Source organism: Roseomonas nitratireducens (assembly GCF_017813355.1).
Taxonomy (GTDB): Bacteria; Pseudomonadota; Alphaproteobacteria; order Acetobacterales; family Acetobacteraceae; genus Neoroseomonas; species Neoroseomonas nitratireducens.
The window spans coordinates 209763-223841 of record NZ_JAGIYZ010000003.1 but is presented as its reverse complement, the minus strand read 5'-3'; the positions used below and the strand labels follow the sequence as shown (position 1 = coordinate 223841).

The following is a 14079-nucleotide window of genomic DNA, read 5'->3' as shown; positions in this document are numbered from 1 at the left end:
CCGCTTCCGACGCGGCATGGTCCAGGCTGCGCGTTGCGACACCGGCACGCTTTGCGCTGTGTCAATCCGCGCTGACGGTTTGATATGTCCTTTGAGATGGACGCTTGGCGCCCTGCTCCCGGTCGATCCGGTCCATCACTTCAAGCGCCCAGACCAGGCGATTGCCCCAGCCGCGCGGGATCAGGCCCGCGGGATAAGGCGCCTCGGCCACCGCATCGACCAGGTAGGACGCGGCCTCGCAGGGCGGCTCGCCGGCACCCCGCGCCCGGCCGACCATCGCGCCCGCCGCGCGCGCCAGCAGCACCGCCTTGCGCCAGCCCGGCACCACGGCGCGCCGGTTGATGGAATCGAGGCCGTTGCGTTCGAGCTCCCGCCCGATCTCCGAGTAGATGACGCGCGCCGCGCCGATCCCCGCGCGGCAGTCGCGCGGCAGCAGCGCGATGCCGGCGGCCGCGCGCGCGTAATGCCCGTCCGCCGCCGCGAGCAGCCGCGCGACCAGCCGCGCGATCGCCGGGGTGAAGGCCGGCGCGGCGAGGAAATCCTCCGGCGCGATCCCTTCCTCCGCCAGCCAGTCGAGCGGCAGGTAGAGCCGCCCTTCCCGCGCATCCTCGCCCACGTCGCGCGCGATGTTGGTCAGCTGCATGCCGAGCCCGAGGTCGCAGGCGCGCGCGATGGCGCGCGGGTCCCTCACCCCCATCAGCAGCGTCATCATCGCGCCGACCGTCCCCGCGACGCGCGTCGCATAGGCTTCGAGCGCGGCCATGTCGGCATAGCGCAGCCCCGCCGCGTCCCAGGCGAGTCCCTCCAGCAGCGCCTCGGGCAGCGCGCGGGGAATGCCGAAATGCTCGACCACCGCAGCGAAGGCGCGATCGACCGGATCGTCCTGCGGCGTACCGGCATAGGCCGCGTCGAGTCGCGCCGTCAGCCGCAGGAGCGCTTCCTGCTTGCCGCCCGACAGGTCGATCTCGTCATCCGCCACGCGGCAGAAGGCGTAGAGCGCGGTGGCGGGCGCCGCGATCCGTCGCGGCAGCAGCAGCGAGGCCGCGTGGAAGGATTTCGACCCGCCCGCGAGCAGGGCGCGGCAATGGGCGAGATCCGCCTCTGCGATGCGGAAGCCGGTCATGTGTCCTCCCGTTCCATCCGCCGGCGCACGCGCCGCGTCCCGAACCATACGGCGGCGGCGACCAGCGGCACGGCGAGGCCGGTCGCGATCTCGGCCCGCAGCGGCAGCCCGCCTTCCGCGGCCGACTTGGCCGCATAGGCGATGAGCCCCACCAGGTAGTAGGTGATGGCGGCGACAGAGAGCCCCTCGACCGTCTGCTGCAGGCGCAGTTGCAGCTTCGCGCGCCGGTCCATCGAGGCGAGCAGCGACTGGTTCTGCCTCTCCCGCGTCACGCCCACGCGGGTCGAGAGCAGTTGCGTCGCGCGCGCGACGCGCTGGGAGAGCATGACCTGCCGCTGCCCCATCGCAAGGCAGGTGTTCATCGCCGGCGCCATGCGGCGCTCGATGAATTCGTGGAAGGTCTGCAGACCCTCGATCCGCTCCTCGCGCAGATCCTCGATCCGCTGGCGGACGATCTCGTAATAGGCCGAGGCGGCGGAGAAGCGGTAGCGGCTGCGTGCCTCGCCGCTCTCGATCTGCGCGGCCAGGCGCGTGAGGCGGTCGAGCAGCACGGGCTCGTCATTCTCCCCGCAATCCACCAGCGCGTCGGTGATGGCCGCGAGTTCCCTCTCCTGCGCGCCGAGCACGGGGGACAATTCGCGCGCCAGCGGAAACGCCAGCAGCGCCGTCACGCGGTAGGTGTCGATCTCGAGCAGCCGCTGGACGATCCGCCCCGCCTGGCGTTCGCCCGTGCCGCGGTCGAGCACGAGCATGCGGCTGAACCCGTCCTCCCGGATGCGGAAGTCGGTGAGCGCGACGGCGCGGCCCGCGCTGACATCGGCGCCCAGCAAGTGGTTGCCGGCGAAGTGGCGCATCGAGAGCGCGGCGATGTCGATCGGCCCGCCCGGGTCGGGCATCAGCGCGACATGCTGCGCGGCGATCACCTGGCCCGGCAGGGCGGAGACCCAGTCCTCCGGCAGCAGGCCGAGCGCGGGCGCGCCGAAGGGATCATCCGTCGCGCCCGGCGCGATGATCATGAAGCGCGAGAATTCCGTGTGCCGTTCCCATTTCAGACGGAACGGCCCGAAATCCGCGCTGTGGTGCGAAGCGCCGGCCGGCGGCCCCGCGGCGCCGACCCGCGCGGCGAGGTCCTGCACCGCGGCGAGCGTCTGTTCGCGCGGCGCGCCCTCGGGCGGGATCAGCGCGAAGTGGGAGATGCGGCAGGGCGGGCTCAGCGCCTCGGGCGGCCGGGCATGGACCTCGTCGTTCAGTTCGCGTCGCAGCGGATGCGATGCCGGCAGGAAGCGCGCTTCGGTCACGTCTCGGCCATCTCCCGCTGGAGCAATCGAAGCAGGATGGCGGCGACGAGGTCGGGCCGTTCCTCATGCGCCAGGTGCCCGAGTCCGGGCAGGCGCTCGATCCGCGCATGCGGGGCGATCGCCGCGACGCGCTGCGCCTTCTCCGGCGGGATGGTGCGGTCGTTGCCGCCCACCACCAGCAGCAGGTCGGACGCGAGGCGCGGCAGGTCGCGCAGCAGCGGCTTCAGGTCCCAGTTCGCCATCATGCGCAGCGCGCCGGACAGATGCCCCGCCCGGCGGAACAGCCGCGCATAGAGATCGACCCCGCGCGCATCGATGCGCGACCCGGTGTCGCGCAGCAGGCGTTCCGCGACGGCGCGGTCCGCCGCCCGCCACGCGAACAGCCGCGGCACGAAGGGCAGCCCCACCAGCATCCGCGCCGCACGGGTGAAGAAGGCGGCGTGCTCCTCCCCCAACGGCGTCAGCGCGCCGTTCAGGCTGACCACGGCGCGTGGCGCGATGCGCCCGTCGAGCGCCATGCGCAGCGCGACCGCAGCGCCCGCCGAATGGCCGACCGCGACATCCGGCGTCAGCCCCAGCGTGGTGAGCAGCGCATCGACCAGCCGCGCCATGCCGGGCAGCGTCAGCCCGATATCGGCCGGCAGCGCGGTGAAGCCGTGGCCCGGCAGGTCCGGCGCGACCACGGTGGCGTGCGGCGACAGCAGCGGCAGCAGGTCGCGCCAGGAATGCGTCGCGGCGGCGGTGCCGTGCAGCAGCAGCAGGACGGGCCCCTGCCCCGCCACCTGGACGTGCCAGTCGATCCCGCCGGCGCGGACGAAGCGGCTCGTCGCGCGGTTCGGCCAGTCCCGCCCGTCGGAGGGCCAGTGCGGGCGGTCGCTCATCTCAGGCCGCCGCGTCGCGCACGGCGCCGGACAGGCGCTGCGCGTCGGCCATGGGCAGCGGCAGGTAGCGCGCGCCCATCGCCGCGGCGACATCCTTCGCGAAGGGCTGCGGGCGCGGCGCGGTGTCCACCAGCAGCGCCGGCACGGCGGCGAGCCGCAGCGGCTGCGCCGATTCCAGCGCGTCCTTCTCGGCCTGCGGCCGCCCGCCGGTGCCATCCCGCGCGACATTCGCCCGCCCGTCGGTCAGCAGCACGATCAGGGGCGTGCGGCCGGCGCGGCGGCAGGCGATCGCCATCTCCCGCGCCGCATCGAGCCCGGCGGCGAGCGGCGTGCCGCCCCCGCCCGGCAATCCCGCGAGCGAGCGCTTGGCGCGCACCAGGGAGGCGGTCGGCGGCAGCAGCACTTCCGCCGCGCGGCCGCGGAAGCCGATCAGCGCGACGCGGTCCCGCCGGACGTAGCAATCGGCGAGCAGCAATTCGACCGCGCCCTTGGCTTCCGCCAGCCGGTGCATGGCGGCCGAACCCGAGGCATCGACGACGAAGATCGCGACGGTCTCCTGCGGCGCCTCGAAGCGGCGCAGGCGGATATCCTCGCGCTTGACGAACAGCTTCGGCCCGCCGGTGCGGCCCTTGCGGCGCAGCGGCTGCCAGGGGGCGGCAGCGCGCAGCGTCTCGACCAGCGCGAGCCGCGCGCCGGAGCGCAGCGCGCCCTGCCGCGTGCCGGCGGGCCGGCCGCGCAGCGGCGTCGCCTGGCGCAATCCGGCGCGGCCATCGGCGGCCCCGCGCCGCGCCGCGTCGCGCATCCCGGCGCCGAGGCCGGCGAGGATGCCTTCCGGCAGCACGGCGCGCGCCGCGTCCAGGATCCGGTCCTCGAGCGGCGCGTCGGTGGTCTCGCCCTTCGGCGCTTCGCCCGCTTCGGCCTGTTCAGGCGGCGGGGGGTCCTCGGCGGGCGGCTGCTCGGCCTCGGGCATGCGCGTCGCGCGCGGCGCGAGCACGAGGCGCGCGGCGCGCGCGGCATCCTCGGCGGCCACCTCGTCGCGCCCGGCCAGCGCGGCGGCGGCGATGGCCGCGCGCAGCGCGAGCAGCGGCGCGCGCAGCGAATCGATGCCGAGCGCGAGGGAAGCACCGGCCAGCGCGCGCAGCACCTCCTCCGGCACGCGCACATCGTTCAGGCGCGCGCGCGCCGCGGCGATGTCCGGCAGCGACGGCGCGGCGGGCAGCGGCATGGGCGCAAGGTGGAAGGCGCAGCGATCGGCGAGCGGGGCGGCGACGCGTTCCTCCTCCACCCCCTCATCCAGCGCGACCAGGCCGAAGCGTGCGGGCAGGCGGCGGGCGATGCCATCGCGTTCCAGCGCCACCGCCCCCGCATCCATCACGCCGGCGATGCGCGCGGCCATCCCGGGGGCGGCGCGTTCGGCCATGGCGAGCACCAGCACGCCGCCATCGGCTTCCGCGAGTACGCCGCGTTCCGCAACGGGCCGCCCGGCCGCGAGCGTCGCGGCGAGGTCGAGGCCGCCGAGCAGCCGGCTGTCGGGCACCGAGACAGGCATGCGCCGCCAGGGCGTGCCATCGGGAAGATGCGCGCGCATCAGCGCGAGCCAGCCATCGCGTTCCGGCCCGGGGCCGCCGCGCAGCACCGCGCCGCCCAGCCCCGCGGGGTCGACGGCGAGCAGCGCGGCCGCGGCGCGCTGGTCGTCCGCCACGCCAGGATCCGGCGCCGCGCGCGGGTCGGCGCGCCCGTCGCCGGGGGTGGTCACGGCCCGAACAACTCCGCCACCGCACGCTCGACCCGGGTGGAGGAGGAGGTCTCGTCCAGCGGGTTGCGGCGCAGGCGGTGGCGCAGCGCGGGGTTGGCGACGGCGCGGAGTTCCGCGTCGCCGACCGTGTCGCGGCCTTCCAGCGCGGCGAGCGCGCGCGCCGTGCGGATCAGCGTCAGTTCGCCGCGCAGCCCGTCCGTGCCGAGCGCGAGGCAGAGCGTCGCCGCGCGTTCCAGCGCCGCGTCGGGCACGCTCACCTGCGACAGATGCGCGCGGGCGGCGAGGATGCTCCGGCGCAGGCGCGCCTGTTCCTTCTCCCACGCCGCGCAGAAGGCGGCGTGGTCGCGCTCGTAGGCGTCGCGGCGGCGGATCACCTCGATGCGCGTCGGCACGTCGCCCGGCGTGCGCACCTCGACGCACAGCCCGAAGCGGTCGAGCAGCTGCGGGCGAAGCTCCCCTTCCTCGGGGTTGCCGCTGCCCACCAGCACGAAGCGTGCGGGATGGCGGATCGAGATCCCTTCCCGCTCCACCAGGTTCTCGCCCGAGGCCGCGACGTCGAGCAGCAGGTCGACGAGATGGTCCTCGAGGAGGTTGACCTCGTCGATGTAGAGGAAGCCGCGATGGGCGCGGGCGAGCAACCCGGGCTCGAAGGCCTTCACGCCTTCGGCCAGCGCCCGCTCGATGTCGAGCGCGCCGGCGACGCGGTCCTCCGTCGCGCCGAGCGGCAGGTCGACGACCGGCACGGGCGTCTCGATCGCGCGCAGCCGGCCGCGGGCGCGGCAATCGGCGCAGAGCGCGGCGGCATCGCCCGGGTCGCAGCCGAAGCGGCAGCCTTCGACCGCCTTCATCGGCGGCAGCAGCGCGGCGAGCGCGCGCACCGCGGTGGACTTGCCCGTGCCGCGGTCGCCCAGCACCAGCACGCCGCCGACGCTCGGGTCGACGGCCGCGATCAGCAGGGCGCGCAGCATCTCCTCCTGCCCCACGATGGCGGCGAAGGGATAGGGCGCACGGGCGGCGGGCGCGGCCGGCTTCGCGGCGCGCGCCTTGGCGGGCGGCGCGGAGACGCCCTGCTCCGCCGCCGCCCGGCGTTCGCCGGGCAGCCCGTCCATCAAGCGGCCCGCCGCAGGCTGAACCGCGCCCAGACCGCTTCCAGGGCGCCGACCAGGTGGTCCATGTCGGCATCCGAGTGCACGGGGGATGGCGTGATGCGCAGCCGCTCCGTCCCGCGCGGGACGGTCGGGTAGTTGATGGGCTGCACGTAGACGCCGTGCTCGTCCAGCAGGATGTCGCTGATCGTCTTGCAGAGCACCGGGTCGTAGACCATCACCGGCACGATGTGGCTGTTGTTCTGCAGGTGCGGCACGCCGATCGCGTCCAGCCGGCGGCGCAGCGTCGCGGCGCGTTCGTGCAGGCGCGTGCGCTCGGTGTTGGACTGGCGCAGATGCTCGATCGCCGCGCGGGCGCCGGCGGCGACGGCCGGCGGCAGCGCGGTCGAGAAGATGAAGCCCGAGGCAAAGGAGCGGACGAAGTCGCACATCGCCGTCGTGCCGGCGATGTAGCCGCCGATCACGCCGAAGGCCTTGGCGAGCGTGCCCTCGATGACGGTCAGGCGGTTCGCGACGCCGTCGCGTTCCGTCACACCGCCGCCCGTCGCGCCATAGAGGCCGACGCCATGGACCTCGTCGCAATAGGTCATGGCGCCGAACTCGTCCGCCGCGTCGCAGATCTCGGCGATCGGGGCGATGTCGCCATCCATCGAATAGACGCTCTCGAAGGCCACGAGCTTCGGCGCCTTGGGGTCGAGCTCGGCCAGCACGCGGCGCAGGTCGGCCACGTCGTTGTGGCGGAACAGCCGGCGCTCGGCGCGCGAATGGCGCATGCCCTCGATCATCGAGGCGTGGTTCATCTCATCCGACACGATCACGCAGCCCGGCATGCGGGAGGCGAGCGTCGAGAGCGAGGCCCAGTTCGACATGTAGCCGGAGTTGAACAGCAGCGCGGATTCCGTCCCGTGCAGGTCGGCCAGCGCGCGTTCCAGCAGCACATGCTCGTGGTTGGTGCCCGAGATGTTGCGCGTGCCGCCCGCCCCCGCGCCGTAGCGGTCGAGTGCCGCGTGCATCGCCCCGATCACCTTCGGGTGCTGCCCCATGCCGAGATAGTCGTTGGAGCACCACACGGTCACTTCGCGCGTCTTGCCCCCGCCATCGTGCCGGATGGCCCGTGGATAGGCGCCGGCCTGGCGCTCGATGTCGGCGAAGACCCGGTAGCGCCCCTCACGGCGGAGGCCATCGAGCTGGGCACGGAAATAAGCCTCGTAGTTCATGGCTGACCTCCCCGGGTCTGCGGGCGCGCCTTGTCGGGACGGCATTCGCGAAGGCGCGTCGCGATACCGTATGGGATTGGGGCGGGACGCGGCATGTCCTTGATCTGGATCATGCGACGGCCGGCCTTAAGCAGGCTTCAAGCGCCGCGCGCAACCGCGCGAGGTCGCGGGTGGTGCCGACGGCGACGACGCGCGGGGCCTGGTTGCCGGCGACCATCACCGGCATCAGCCGCGCGCGCCCATCGGCGAGGTCGAACTGCACCCAGCCGGTGGCGGAGCGGAGCGTGCCGCGGAGCGTCTCGACCTGGCCGTAGACGCCTTCCGCCACCTCCTGCAGCAGGCGGCCCAGCCGGTCGGCGTCGCAGGGGGCGGACAGGCCGGACTCCCAGGCCGCCATGCGCGGCGGCGGGGCCTGGGTCCCGGTGCGGCGTTCCATCGACCAGCGCCAGAGCGCCTCGATCGGCAGCGGCATCATCAGGAACCAGTGTTCCAGCACCGCGAGCGCGGCAAGCGTGCCGAGCAGGCTCGCCGCGGTCACCTGGAAGGGCGTCGCGCCCGGCAGCAGCGCGTGGTGGAACAGCCAGGCGCAGAACAGGGTGGATCCCATGACGGAGAATGGAAACAGCAGGTTCATCGGGCGGGTGCGGAAATAGGAACCGAGGTAGCGGAGATGGTCCGGCAGGAAGACCTCGCCAGTGTTCCGCGCGCCCAGGAAGATGTTCAGCTTGGTGGACTGCCGCATGACCCAGAGGATCATGAAGGTCCAGGCGCCGACCTGGTTCTCGGCGCCATGGGTCATGCCGAGGATCAGCCCCGCCCCGGTCAGGATCGCGATCTCATGCCACAGGATCGTGCCGAGCGCGGCCATCACGCGGGGGAAGCCGACCAGCCCCGGCGGGCAGGGCACCCGCCGCGGCCCCGTGACGAAGCCGGTCAGGAAGGCGAGCTCGATCCAGCCCCAGACCGCCAGGCCGCAGAGGAAGCCGAGATAGGCGCCGGCGACGGAGGTGTCCTCCGCCACCGCGCCCAGCCCGTACAGCGCAAGGACGAGCAGCGCCGTCGCCCCGGCCATGCTGCGGCCGAAGGTGTCGCGCCGCAGCCCGTCGAGCAGCAGGATGAGCCCGGTCGAGAACCACCAGACGAAGATCGTCACCAGTGCGGGGATGCCGATCTCGGCCATGGGTGCGCCTCCGGCCCCTCCCCTTGCCTACCAGGCCGGCGCCAGGCGGGCGTCGGCCGGCAGGTCGTGCCGGCGGGGACGCCGCACCAGGGCGCGGAGGAAGGTGAAGGCCGCCGCGGCGGACAGGCCGACGCGCTTGACCGCGCCGCCGACGCCACCCTGCGCCTTGGCCGCGGCGATCGCCACGGACAAGGCATTCAGCCGTTCCATGTCCCGCAGGAAGCCCGGATGGTCGACATCGATCGTCGCGGGGAAGACCTGGCGGCAGATCTCCTCGGTGATGCGCAGCACGCGAATGTCGTAGTCCGTGGGCGTCATGCCGAGCGCCTTGTGGAATTCGGGCCGGGCATGGTCGCGCACGTACATCGTCGCGAAGACCGCCAGTTGGAAGAAGCGGCACCACCAGACGTTGATGCCCTGCAGCAGGTGCGGATTGGCGCGCATGAGCAGCGCGAAGGCTTCCCCGTGGCGGAACTCGTCGTTGCACCACTTCTCGAACCACTGGAAGATCGGGTGGAAGCGCAGCTCCGGATGCCGCTCGAACTGGCGGAAGATCGTGATGTAGCGCGCATAGCCGATCTTCTCGCTCAGATAGGTGGCGTAGAAGATGAACTTCGGCTGGAAGTAGTGGTACTTCTTCGCGCGCGTCAGGAAGCCGAGGTCGACGCCGACCCCGATGTCCTTGAGGCTGTCGTTGATGAAGCCGGCGTGGCGGCTCTCATCACGCGCCATGACGGAAAACAGTTCCTTCATGTCCGGGTTCGTCACGCGCTTCTTGATCTCGGCATAGAGCACGCAGCCGGAGAATTCCGCCGTGACGGAACTCACGAGGAACTCGACCAGTTCCTTCTGCAGGCCTTCCGGCAGGCTACCGAGGTCGAACTTGTCGAAATCCTCGTTGCGGACGAAATGGCCCTTGTTCGGATCGGCGCGGAACTCGTCCATCAGCCGGTCCCACTGGGCGCGCAGCGGCTCGACATCCACCTTGTCCATCGCGGCGAAGTCGGTGGTGTAGAAGCGCGGGCTGAGGACCGTCTCGGTCATCGCCATACGGGTGGCGGCCGCCGACGCGCCCTGCTTGGTGCCGATCAGCCCCTCATCGGGGCCGCCGAGGACGAGCGCTTCCATCACGCGGCCTCCTTCGGCTCGAATCCGCAATGGTACAGCTCGGTCAGCTCGAAGATCGCGACCCACTGCGTCCAGAAGCGCGTGAGCGGACCGGCGCGGTAGACGGTCGCGCGGGTCTCGAAGCTCATCTTCTCGCCGAAGCCGATATGGTCGGGGGTGCCATGCACCACCACGCGGTCGCCCGGCCGAAGGTCGACGCCTTCCGGCACCGCATAGGCGTGGAAGCTGTCGAAGCTGCGCTCGATCTCGACGGTGCAGGGCACCTCGAGCGTGCGCCCTCCGCCAAGCCAGGCCGGCCAGGCCATCCCTTCCTTGCTCATTCTCTTTTCTCCCCGATGGGCAGGAGGCGCGCGAAGGCCTCCGCTTGCGTCTGGCCGAAGGCCAGAAGGTCGAGACGCCGGCCTGTCGCCGTGTCGTCCAACGTCAGGCGCCCGTCGCCCCAGGCGATCAGGCGGAAAGGAACGGCCGGGCCAAGGTCGCGGGCGCGCCGCTCGCGCGCCAGGCCGCGCAGCGTGCCGCGCACGAAGCCGTCCTCGCCGGGCGCGACGACGAGCACGACGGCCCCCGTCGCGGCATCGGTCAGCACCACGGCGCCGTCGTCGCGGTCGGTGGCGTGGAAGGCGCGCTCGGCGCGCACCGCGTCGGCGACGATCGCCGGCGCGCGGTTCGGCGCGACCGGCATCGCGACAAGCCCGACGACCGCCGCCATGCCGATGCCGATGGCCAGTGCCTGGCCACGGGTGAGAATCTCGGAGCGGATCGCGCGGGACATGGTCGTCATCTCCTCAGGCCATGGCCTCAGCGCCGGCGTTGCCACGCCTGCGGTCCTCGGCGGCATCGGGAATAGGTGTGACGGGCACCGCGGCGGAGGCGGCGAGCGCGCGGCCAAGCACCTGTGCCACGGCATCCGCATCCGCGATGGCACGCAGCATGGGCTCCGGCTTCGCCATGCGCCAGGGGCGAAGATGCGGCCAGAGCATGATCCAGGAGACACGCTGCGGCCCGCCGAGGCGGAGCGCGATGTCGCCCGTCCCGTCGGCCCGCCGCGTGAGCGACGCGCCTTCGACCAGCGCGAAGGGCAGGTTGATCGTGACCGGCAGCGCGACGCCGACCCGCATCACGATGCGGCGGTTGGTGATGGAGTAGACGGCGCAGCGCGCCGCCCCCCAGGCATACAGGTAGAGAAAGCCGATCGGCGCGGCGCCGATGACCAGCATCAGCGCGCCGCCGGCCACCACATCGGCCGTGCTGCCGCCATCGGCCGAGATCCCAGCCCCGCGCCAGAGCGCGAGCAGGAAGAAGTAGAGCGCGATGCCGCGGACATGCATCGCCCCGCGCGCCAGCGCCCGCCATTCGGGCCGGCCCTGCCAGAGCAGCGTCTCCCCTTCCGGAAGGTGGCCCGGCAGGCCGGGCACGGGCTCAAGCCCATGCTCGGTGATGACGGGGCGAGGCGCGCGGCCGCTCACAGCAGCGGCTCGCTGCGCTCGGGCGTGGCGTGCAGGTGCCCACCGCCGAAGTAGCCGCTGACCATGTCCTCCTCGAGCAGCGTGACCTGCTCGGGCGACTTGATGCCCGGGGCGGCGGCGAGCTGCGCGGCGGTGACGGCCTTCACCCTCACCTCGCCCTCGTCGTTCACGGTCGCGAGGAACATCGGCACCAGCACGCGCCGGCCGCCGGGGACCTCGACCTCGATGTAGCGGAGCAGGATCTCGGAGCGGTCGACCCAGAGGTCCACCACGGTGCCGGCGACCTCGCCGTCCAGCGTCGTCACGCTCTTGCCGCGCGGATCCGGATCCTCCTCGGGGATCGTCCAGCCCGGGGCGGCGCGCAGCGGCACGATCTTGGGCAGGTTGTCGTCGAAGGCGAGGTCCGGCGTATCTGCGCGCATGGCGTAGGAGGCGGCGCCGATGCCGTCCTTCATCGGGTCGCCCTTCGGATCGAAGGGGGAGCCGTTGTAGGCGTTCTCGACGATCAGCCCGGTGACGTCACGCTCGGGGTTCTGGCCCTGCGTCACGGTCGCGCCGTGCGGGTAGTGCAGCAGGAACACCTTCGGCTTCGGCGTCTCGGGGAAGCCGTGGATCGTGCCGAAATTCGGCCGGTCCGACCGGTCGGAGACCAGCGGGTAGCCTTCGCGCTTGCCCTCGCGGTGCAGCCAGAACACCAGGAAGGTGAAGAAGGCGAAGAAGATGTAGAGCGACAGGGCCGCCAGGTCGAGAAACACCGGCGTGGTAGGTGGCGTGGGCATTCTGGCCTCCGCTTACAGGGGTCAAACGGATGCCGGATCGGCGACGCCGGTCCGGGTGGTCGTACGCAGCCCCGGCCGGGAGATCAGTGGCCCGACCGTGGCGATGGCGATGAACAGGATGGCGATTTCCGCCATGTAGACGGCGGCGTAGCCGGTGACGGGGCCTTCCAGCCCGGCGCCGAGATAGCCCCCGGATGCGGCGGCGCTGACCGCATCCCGCGCGACGCCGCCGAGCGCGATGGCAGCGCCCGCGCAGGTCGCCTGCACCGCGCCCCAGAGGCCGAGCGCGAGCCCGGTCTTGTCCGCAGGCGCGGCCCGCATGCAGGAGGTGAGCGTCGCATGCGCGAACAGCCCGCCCCCCAGCCCGATGATGGCCGATCCCGCCACATAGGCGAGGACCGACACGAGCGGCGCGGCCAGGATGACGAGGCTGAACCCCGCGACCCCGGTCAGCGCGCCATAGCCGATGATGCGCGCCGCATCGCGCCCGGCCGAAAGCCAGCGCGCCGCAAGGATGAAGCCGACCACGCCGCCGCCGGCGAGGAGCGCCGTCAGCCCCGTCGTCGCGCCGACGCCCAGGCCCAGCACTTGCCCGCCATAGGGTTCGAGCAGCACGTCCTGCATCGCGAAGCCCGCGGTGCCGAGCCCGACCACGGCGAGCCGCCGCATCCACGGGCCCCGCCGGCGCAGCCGGCGGAAACTCTCGAGGAAGCCCGGCTCGTCCTTGCCGCGGCCCCGGGTGCGGGAGGGGTCGAGCGCCTCCTGCTTCCACACCGCGATGAAGTTCAGCACGAGCGTCGCCGCGGCCACGCCCTGGATGATCTGGATCAGCCGGATCTGGCTGAATTCCGCCAGCAGCAGCCCGAAGGCCGCGGCCGAGACCACCATGCCGGCCAGCAGCATCATCGACAGCAGCGCGACGACGTTCGGCTGGGCGCGTTCCTCGACCAGGTCGGTCGCGAGCGCGAGCCCGACCGTCTGCGTCGTGTGCAGCCCCGCGCCCACCATCAGGAAGGCGATCGCGGCCGAAAGCTGCGCGACCCAGGCCGGCGCCCAGGTGTCGCCCGACAGGATCAGCAGCGCGAAGGGCATCATGGCGAGCCCGCCGAACTGGATGACGCTGCCGAGCCAGAAATAGGGCACCCGCCGCCAGCCGAGGACCGAGCGATAGGTGTCCGAACGGAAGCCGATCAGCGCCCGCAACGGCGCGAAGACGAGCGGCAGTGCCACCATCAGCGCGACGAGCGAGGCCGGGACGCCGAGCTCGACGATCATCACCCGGTTCAGCGTGCCGATCAGCAGCACCGTCGACATGCCGCAGGAGATCTGGAACAGCGAAAGCCGGAACAGGCGCGACCACGGCAATTCGCCCGATTGCTCGTCGGCGAAGGGCAGAAGGTCGTGGCCGACCTTCGTCCAGACGCGAGCGATACGGGCGTTCAGGCCGGTCATCGCGCGGCAAGCTCCATGCCCTGGGAGGTGTAGAAGCCGCTCGCGACGCGCTTCGTGTGGCCGACCGCGAAGCCGGAAAGTCCCGCCTCCTGCGCGATCAGCCGGCGCAGCGCGGCCTCGGCGACCGGCTCGATCGCCGGTGCGCGGTCCCCGCGCGGGAAGGCGCGGCCCACCACATGCATCGCGGCCAGCAGCGGCGTGCGCGGGGCGAAGGTGAAGATCACCGAGCGGCGCGTGCGCCCGGCAAGCCCCGCCAGCGCCTTCACCACATCCGCCGCGCGGTAGTGGATCAGGCTGTCCATCGCCACCACGTGATCGAAGGCGCCGAAGGCCGGGTCGAGCATGTCGCCGACCTCGAAGCGGATGCGCGCGGCGGCCGGGCCGGCCCGATCCCGCGCCACTTCCACCAGCGAACGGGAGACGTCGATCGCCACCACCTCGGCGCCGCGCGACGCGGCCTCGACCGCCAACGCCCCGGTGCCGCAGCCGGCATCGAGCAGCCTGAGCCCGGTCATGTCCGCCGGCAGCCAGGAGAGCAGGTTGGACCGCATCGCATCGCGCCCGGCACGCACCGTGGCGCGGATGCCCGAGACCGGCGCATCGGAGGTGAGGCGCTTCCACGCCTCGGCCGCGGTGCGGTCGAAATAGGTCTCGATCTGGCCGCGCCTGGCGGCCCAGGTGCCGGTGCTCATC

Annotated in this window: 14 protein-coding genes; all 14 read right to left on the bottom strand. The window is 72.6% G+C overall.

Annotation, left to right across the window (positions count from 1 at the left end; translation table 11 throughout):
* Window positions 1-61 precede the first annotated feature (61 nt).
* The 14 genes from J5Y09_RS05440 to bchM all read right to left on the bottom strand — a co-directional run bounded on the left by J5Y09_RS05440 (window position 62) and on the right by bchM (window position 14078).
* Window positions 62-1123: a phytoene/squalene synthase family protein gene (locus J5Y09_RS05440; RefSeq protein WP_209350729.1), complete on the bottom strand. Its 1062-nt coding sequence runs from the start codon at window positions 1121-1123 to the stop codon at window positions 62-64.
* Window positions 1120-2421 carry a DUF3422 family protein gene (locus tag J5Y09_RS05435; RefSeq protein WP_209350728.1) on the bottom strand — a complete coding sequence of 434 codons (1302 nt, stop codon included), beginning with the start codon at window positions 2419-2421 and terminating at the stop codon, window positions 1120-1122. The genes J5Y09_RS05440 and J5Y09_RS05435 overlap by 4 nt, the downstream gene beginning before the upstream one ends.
* Entirely contained in the window at window positions 2418-3302 is an 885-nt protein-coding gene (gene bchO, locus J5Y09_RS05430) for an alpha/beta fold hydrolase BchO (protein WP_209350727.1), read from the bottom strand. The genes J5Y09_RS05435 and bchO overlap by 4 nt, the downstream gene beginning before the upstream one ends.
* A 1-nt stretch (window position 3303) precedes the next feature.
* Window positions 3304-5058, bottom strand: a complete 1755-nt coding sequence (locus J5Y09_RS05425; protein WP_342451413.1) for a magnesium chelatase subunit D — start codon at window positions 5056-5058, stop codon at window positions 3304-3306.
* A complete protein-coding gene (gene bchI / locus J5Y09_RS05420) occupies window positions 5055-6167 on the bottom strand; it encodes a magnesium chelatase ATPase subunit I (RefSeq protein WP_209350726.1) in 1113 nt (370 codons plus the stop codon). The genes J5Y09_RS05425 and bchI overlap by 4 nt, the downstream gene beginning before the upstream one ends.
* Window positions 6167-7381 (bottom strand): 5-aminolevulinate synthase, encoded by a 1215-nt coding sequence (hemA, locus tag J5Y09_RS05415; RefSeq protein WP_209350725.1) that lies wholly within the window; start codon window positions 7379-7381, stop codon window positions 6167-6169. The genes bchI and hemA overlap by 1 nt, the downstream gene beginning before the upstream one ends.
* Window positions 7382-7490: 109 nt before the next feature.
* Entirely contained in the window at window positions 7491-8561 is a 1071-nt protein-coding gene (puhE, locus tag J5Y09_RS05410) for a putative photosynthetic complex assembly protein PuhE (protein ID WP_209350724.1), read from the bottom strand.
* 27 nt (window positions 8562-8588) lie between these two features.
* Entirely contained in the window at window positions 8589-9689 is a 1101-nt protein-coding gene (gene acsF / locus J5Y09_RS05405; protein ID WP_209350723.1) for a magnesium-protoporphyrin IX monomethyl ester (oxidative) cyclase, read from the bottom strand.
* Window positions 9689-10009, bottom strand: coding sequence for a hypothetical protein (locus J5Y09_RS05400; protein ID WP_245216854.1), 321 nt, complete (start codon window positions 10007-10009; stop codon window positions 9689-9691). Before J5Y09_RS05400 ends, acsF begins: the two co-directional genes overlap by 1 nt.
* Window positions 10006-10461, bottom strand: a complete 456-nt coding sequence (gene puhC / locus J5Y09_RS05395; RefSeq protein ID WP_209350722.1) for a photosynthetic complex assembly protein PuhC — start codon at window positions 10459-10461, stop codon at window positions 10006-10008. The genes J5Y09_RS05400 and puhC overlap by 4 nt, the downstream gene beginning before the upstream one ends.
* A 13-nt stretch (window positions 10462-10474) precedes the next feature.
* On the bottom strand, window positions 10475-11155 hold the full coding sequence (gene puhB / locus J5Y09_RS24550) for a photosynthetic complex putative assembly protein PuhB (RefSeq protein ID WP_209350721.1): 681 nt from the start codon (window positions 11153-11155) through the stop codon (window positions 10475-10477).
* A complete protein-coding gene (gene puhA / locus J5Y09_RS05385; protein WP_209350720.1) occupies window positions 11152-11934 on the bottom strand; it encodes a photosynthetic reaction center subunit H in 783 nt (260 codons plus the stop codon). The genes puhB and puhA overlap by 4 nt, the downstream gene beginning before the upstream one ends.
* 21 nt (window positions 11935-11955) lie before the next feature.
* Window positions 11956-13386, bottom strand: coding sequence for a PucC family protein (locus tag J5Y09_RS05380; protein WP_209350719.1), 1431 nt, complete (start codon window positions 13384-13386; stop codon window positions 11956-11958).
* On the bottom strand, window positions 13383-14078 hold the full coding sequence (gene bchM / locus J5Y09_RS05375) for a magnesium protoporphyrin IX methyltransferase (RefSeq protein WP_209350718.1): 696 nt from the start codon (window positions 14076-14078) through the stop codon (window positions 13383-13385). The genes J5Y09_RS05380 and bchM overlap by 4 nt, the downstream gene beginning before the upstream one ends.
* Between the last annotated feature and the right edge of the window lies 1 nt (window position 14079).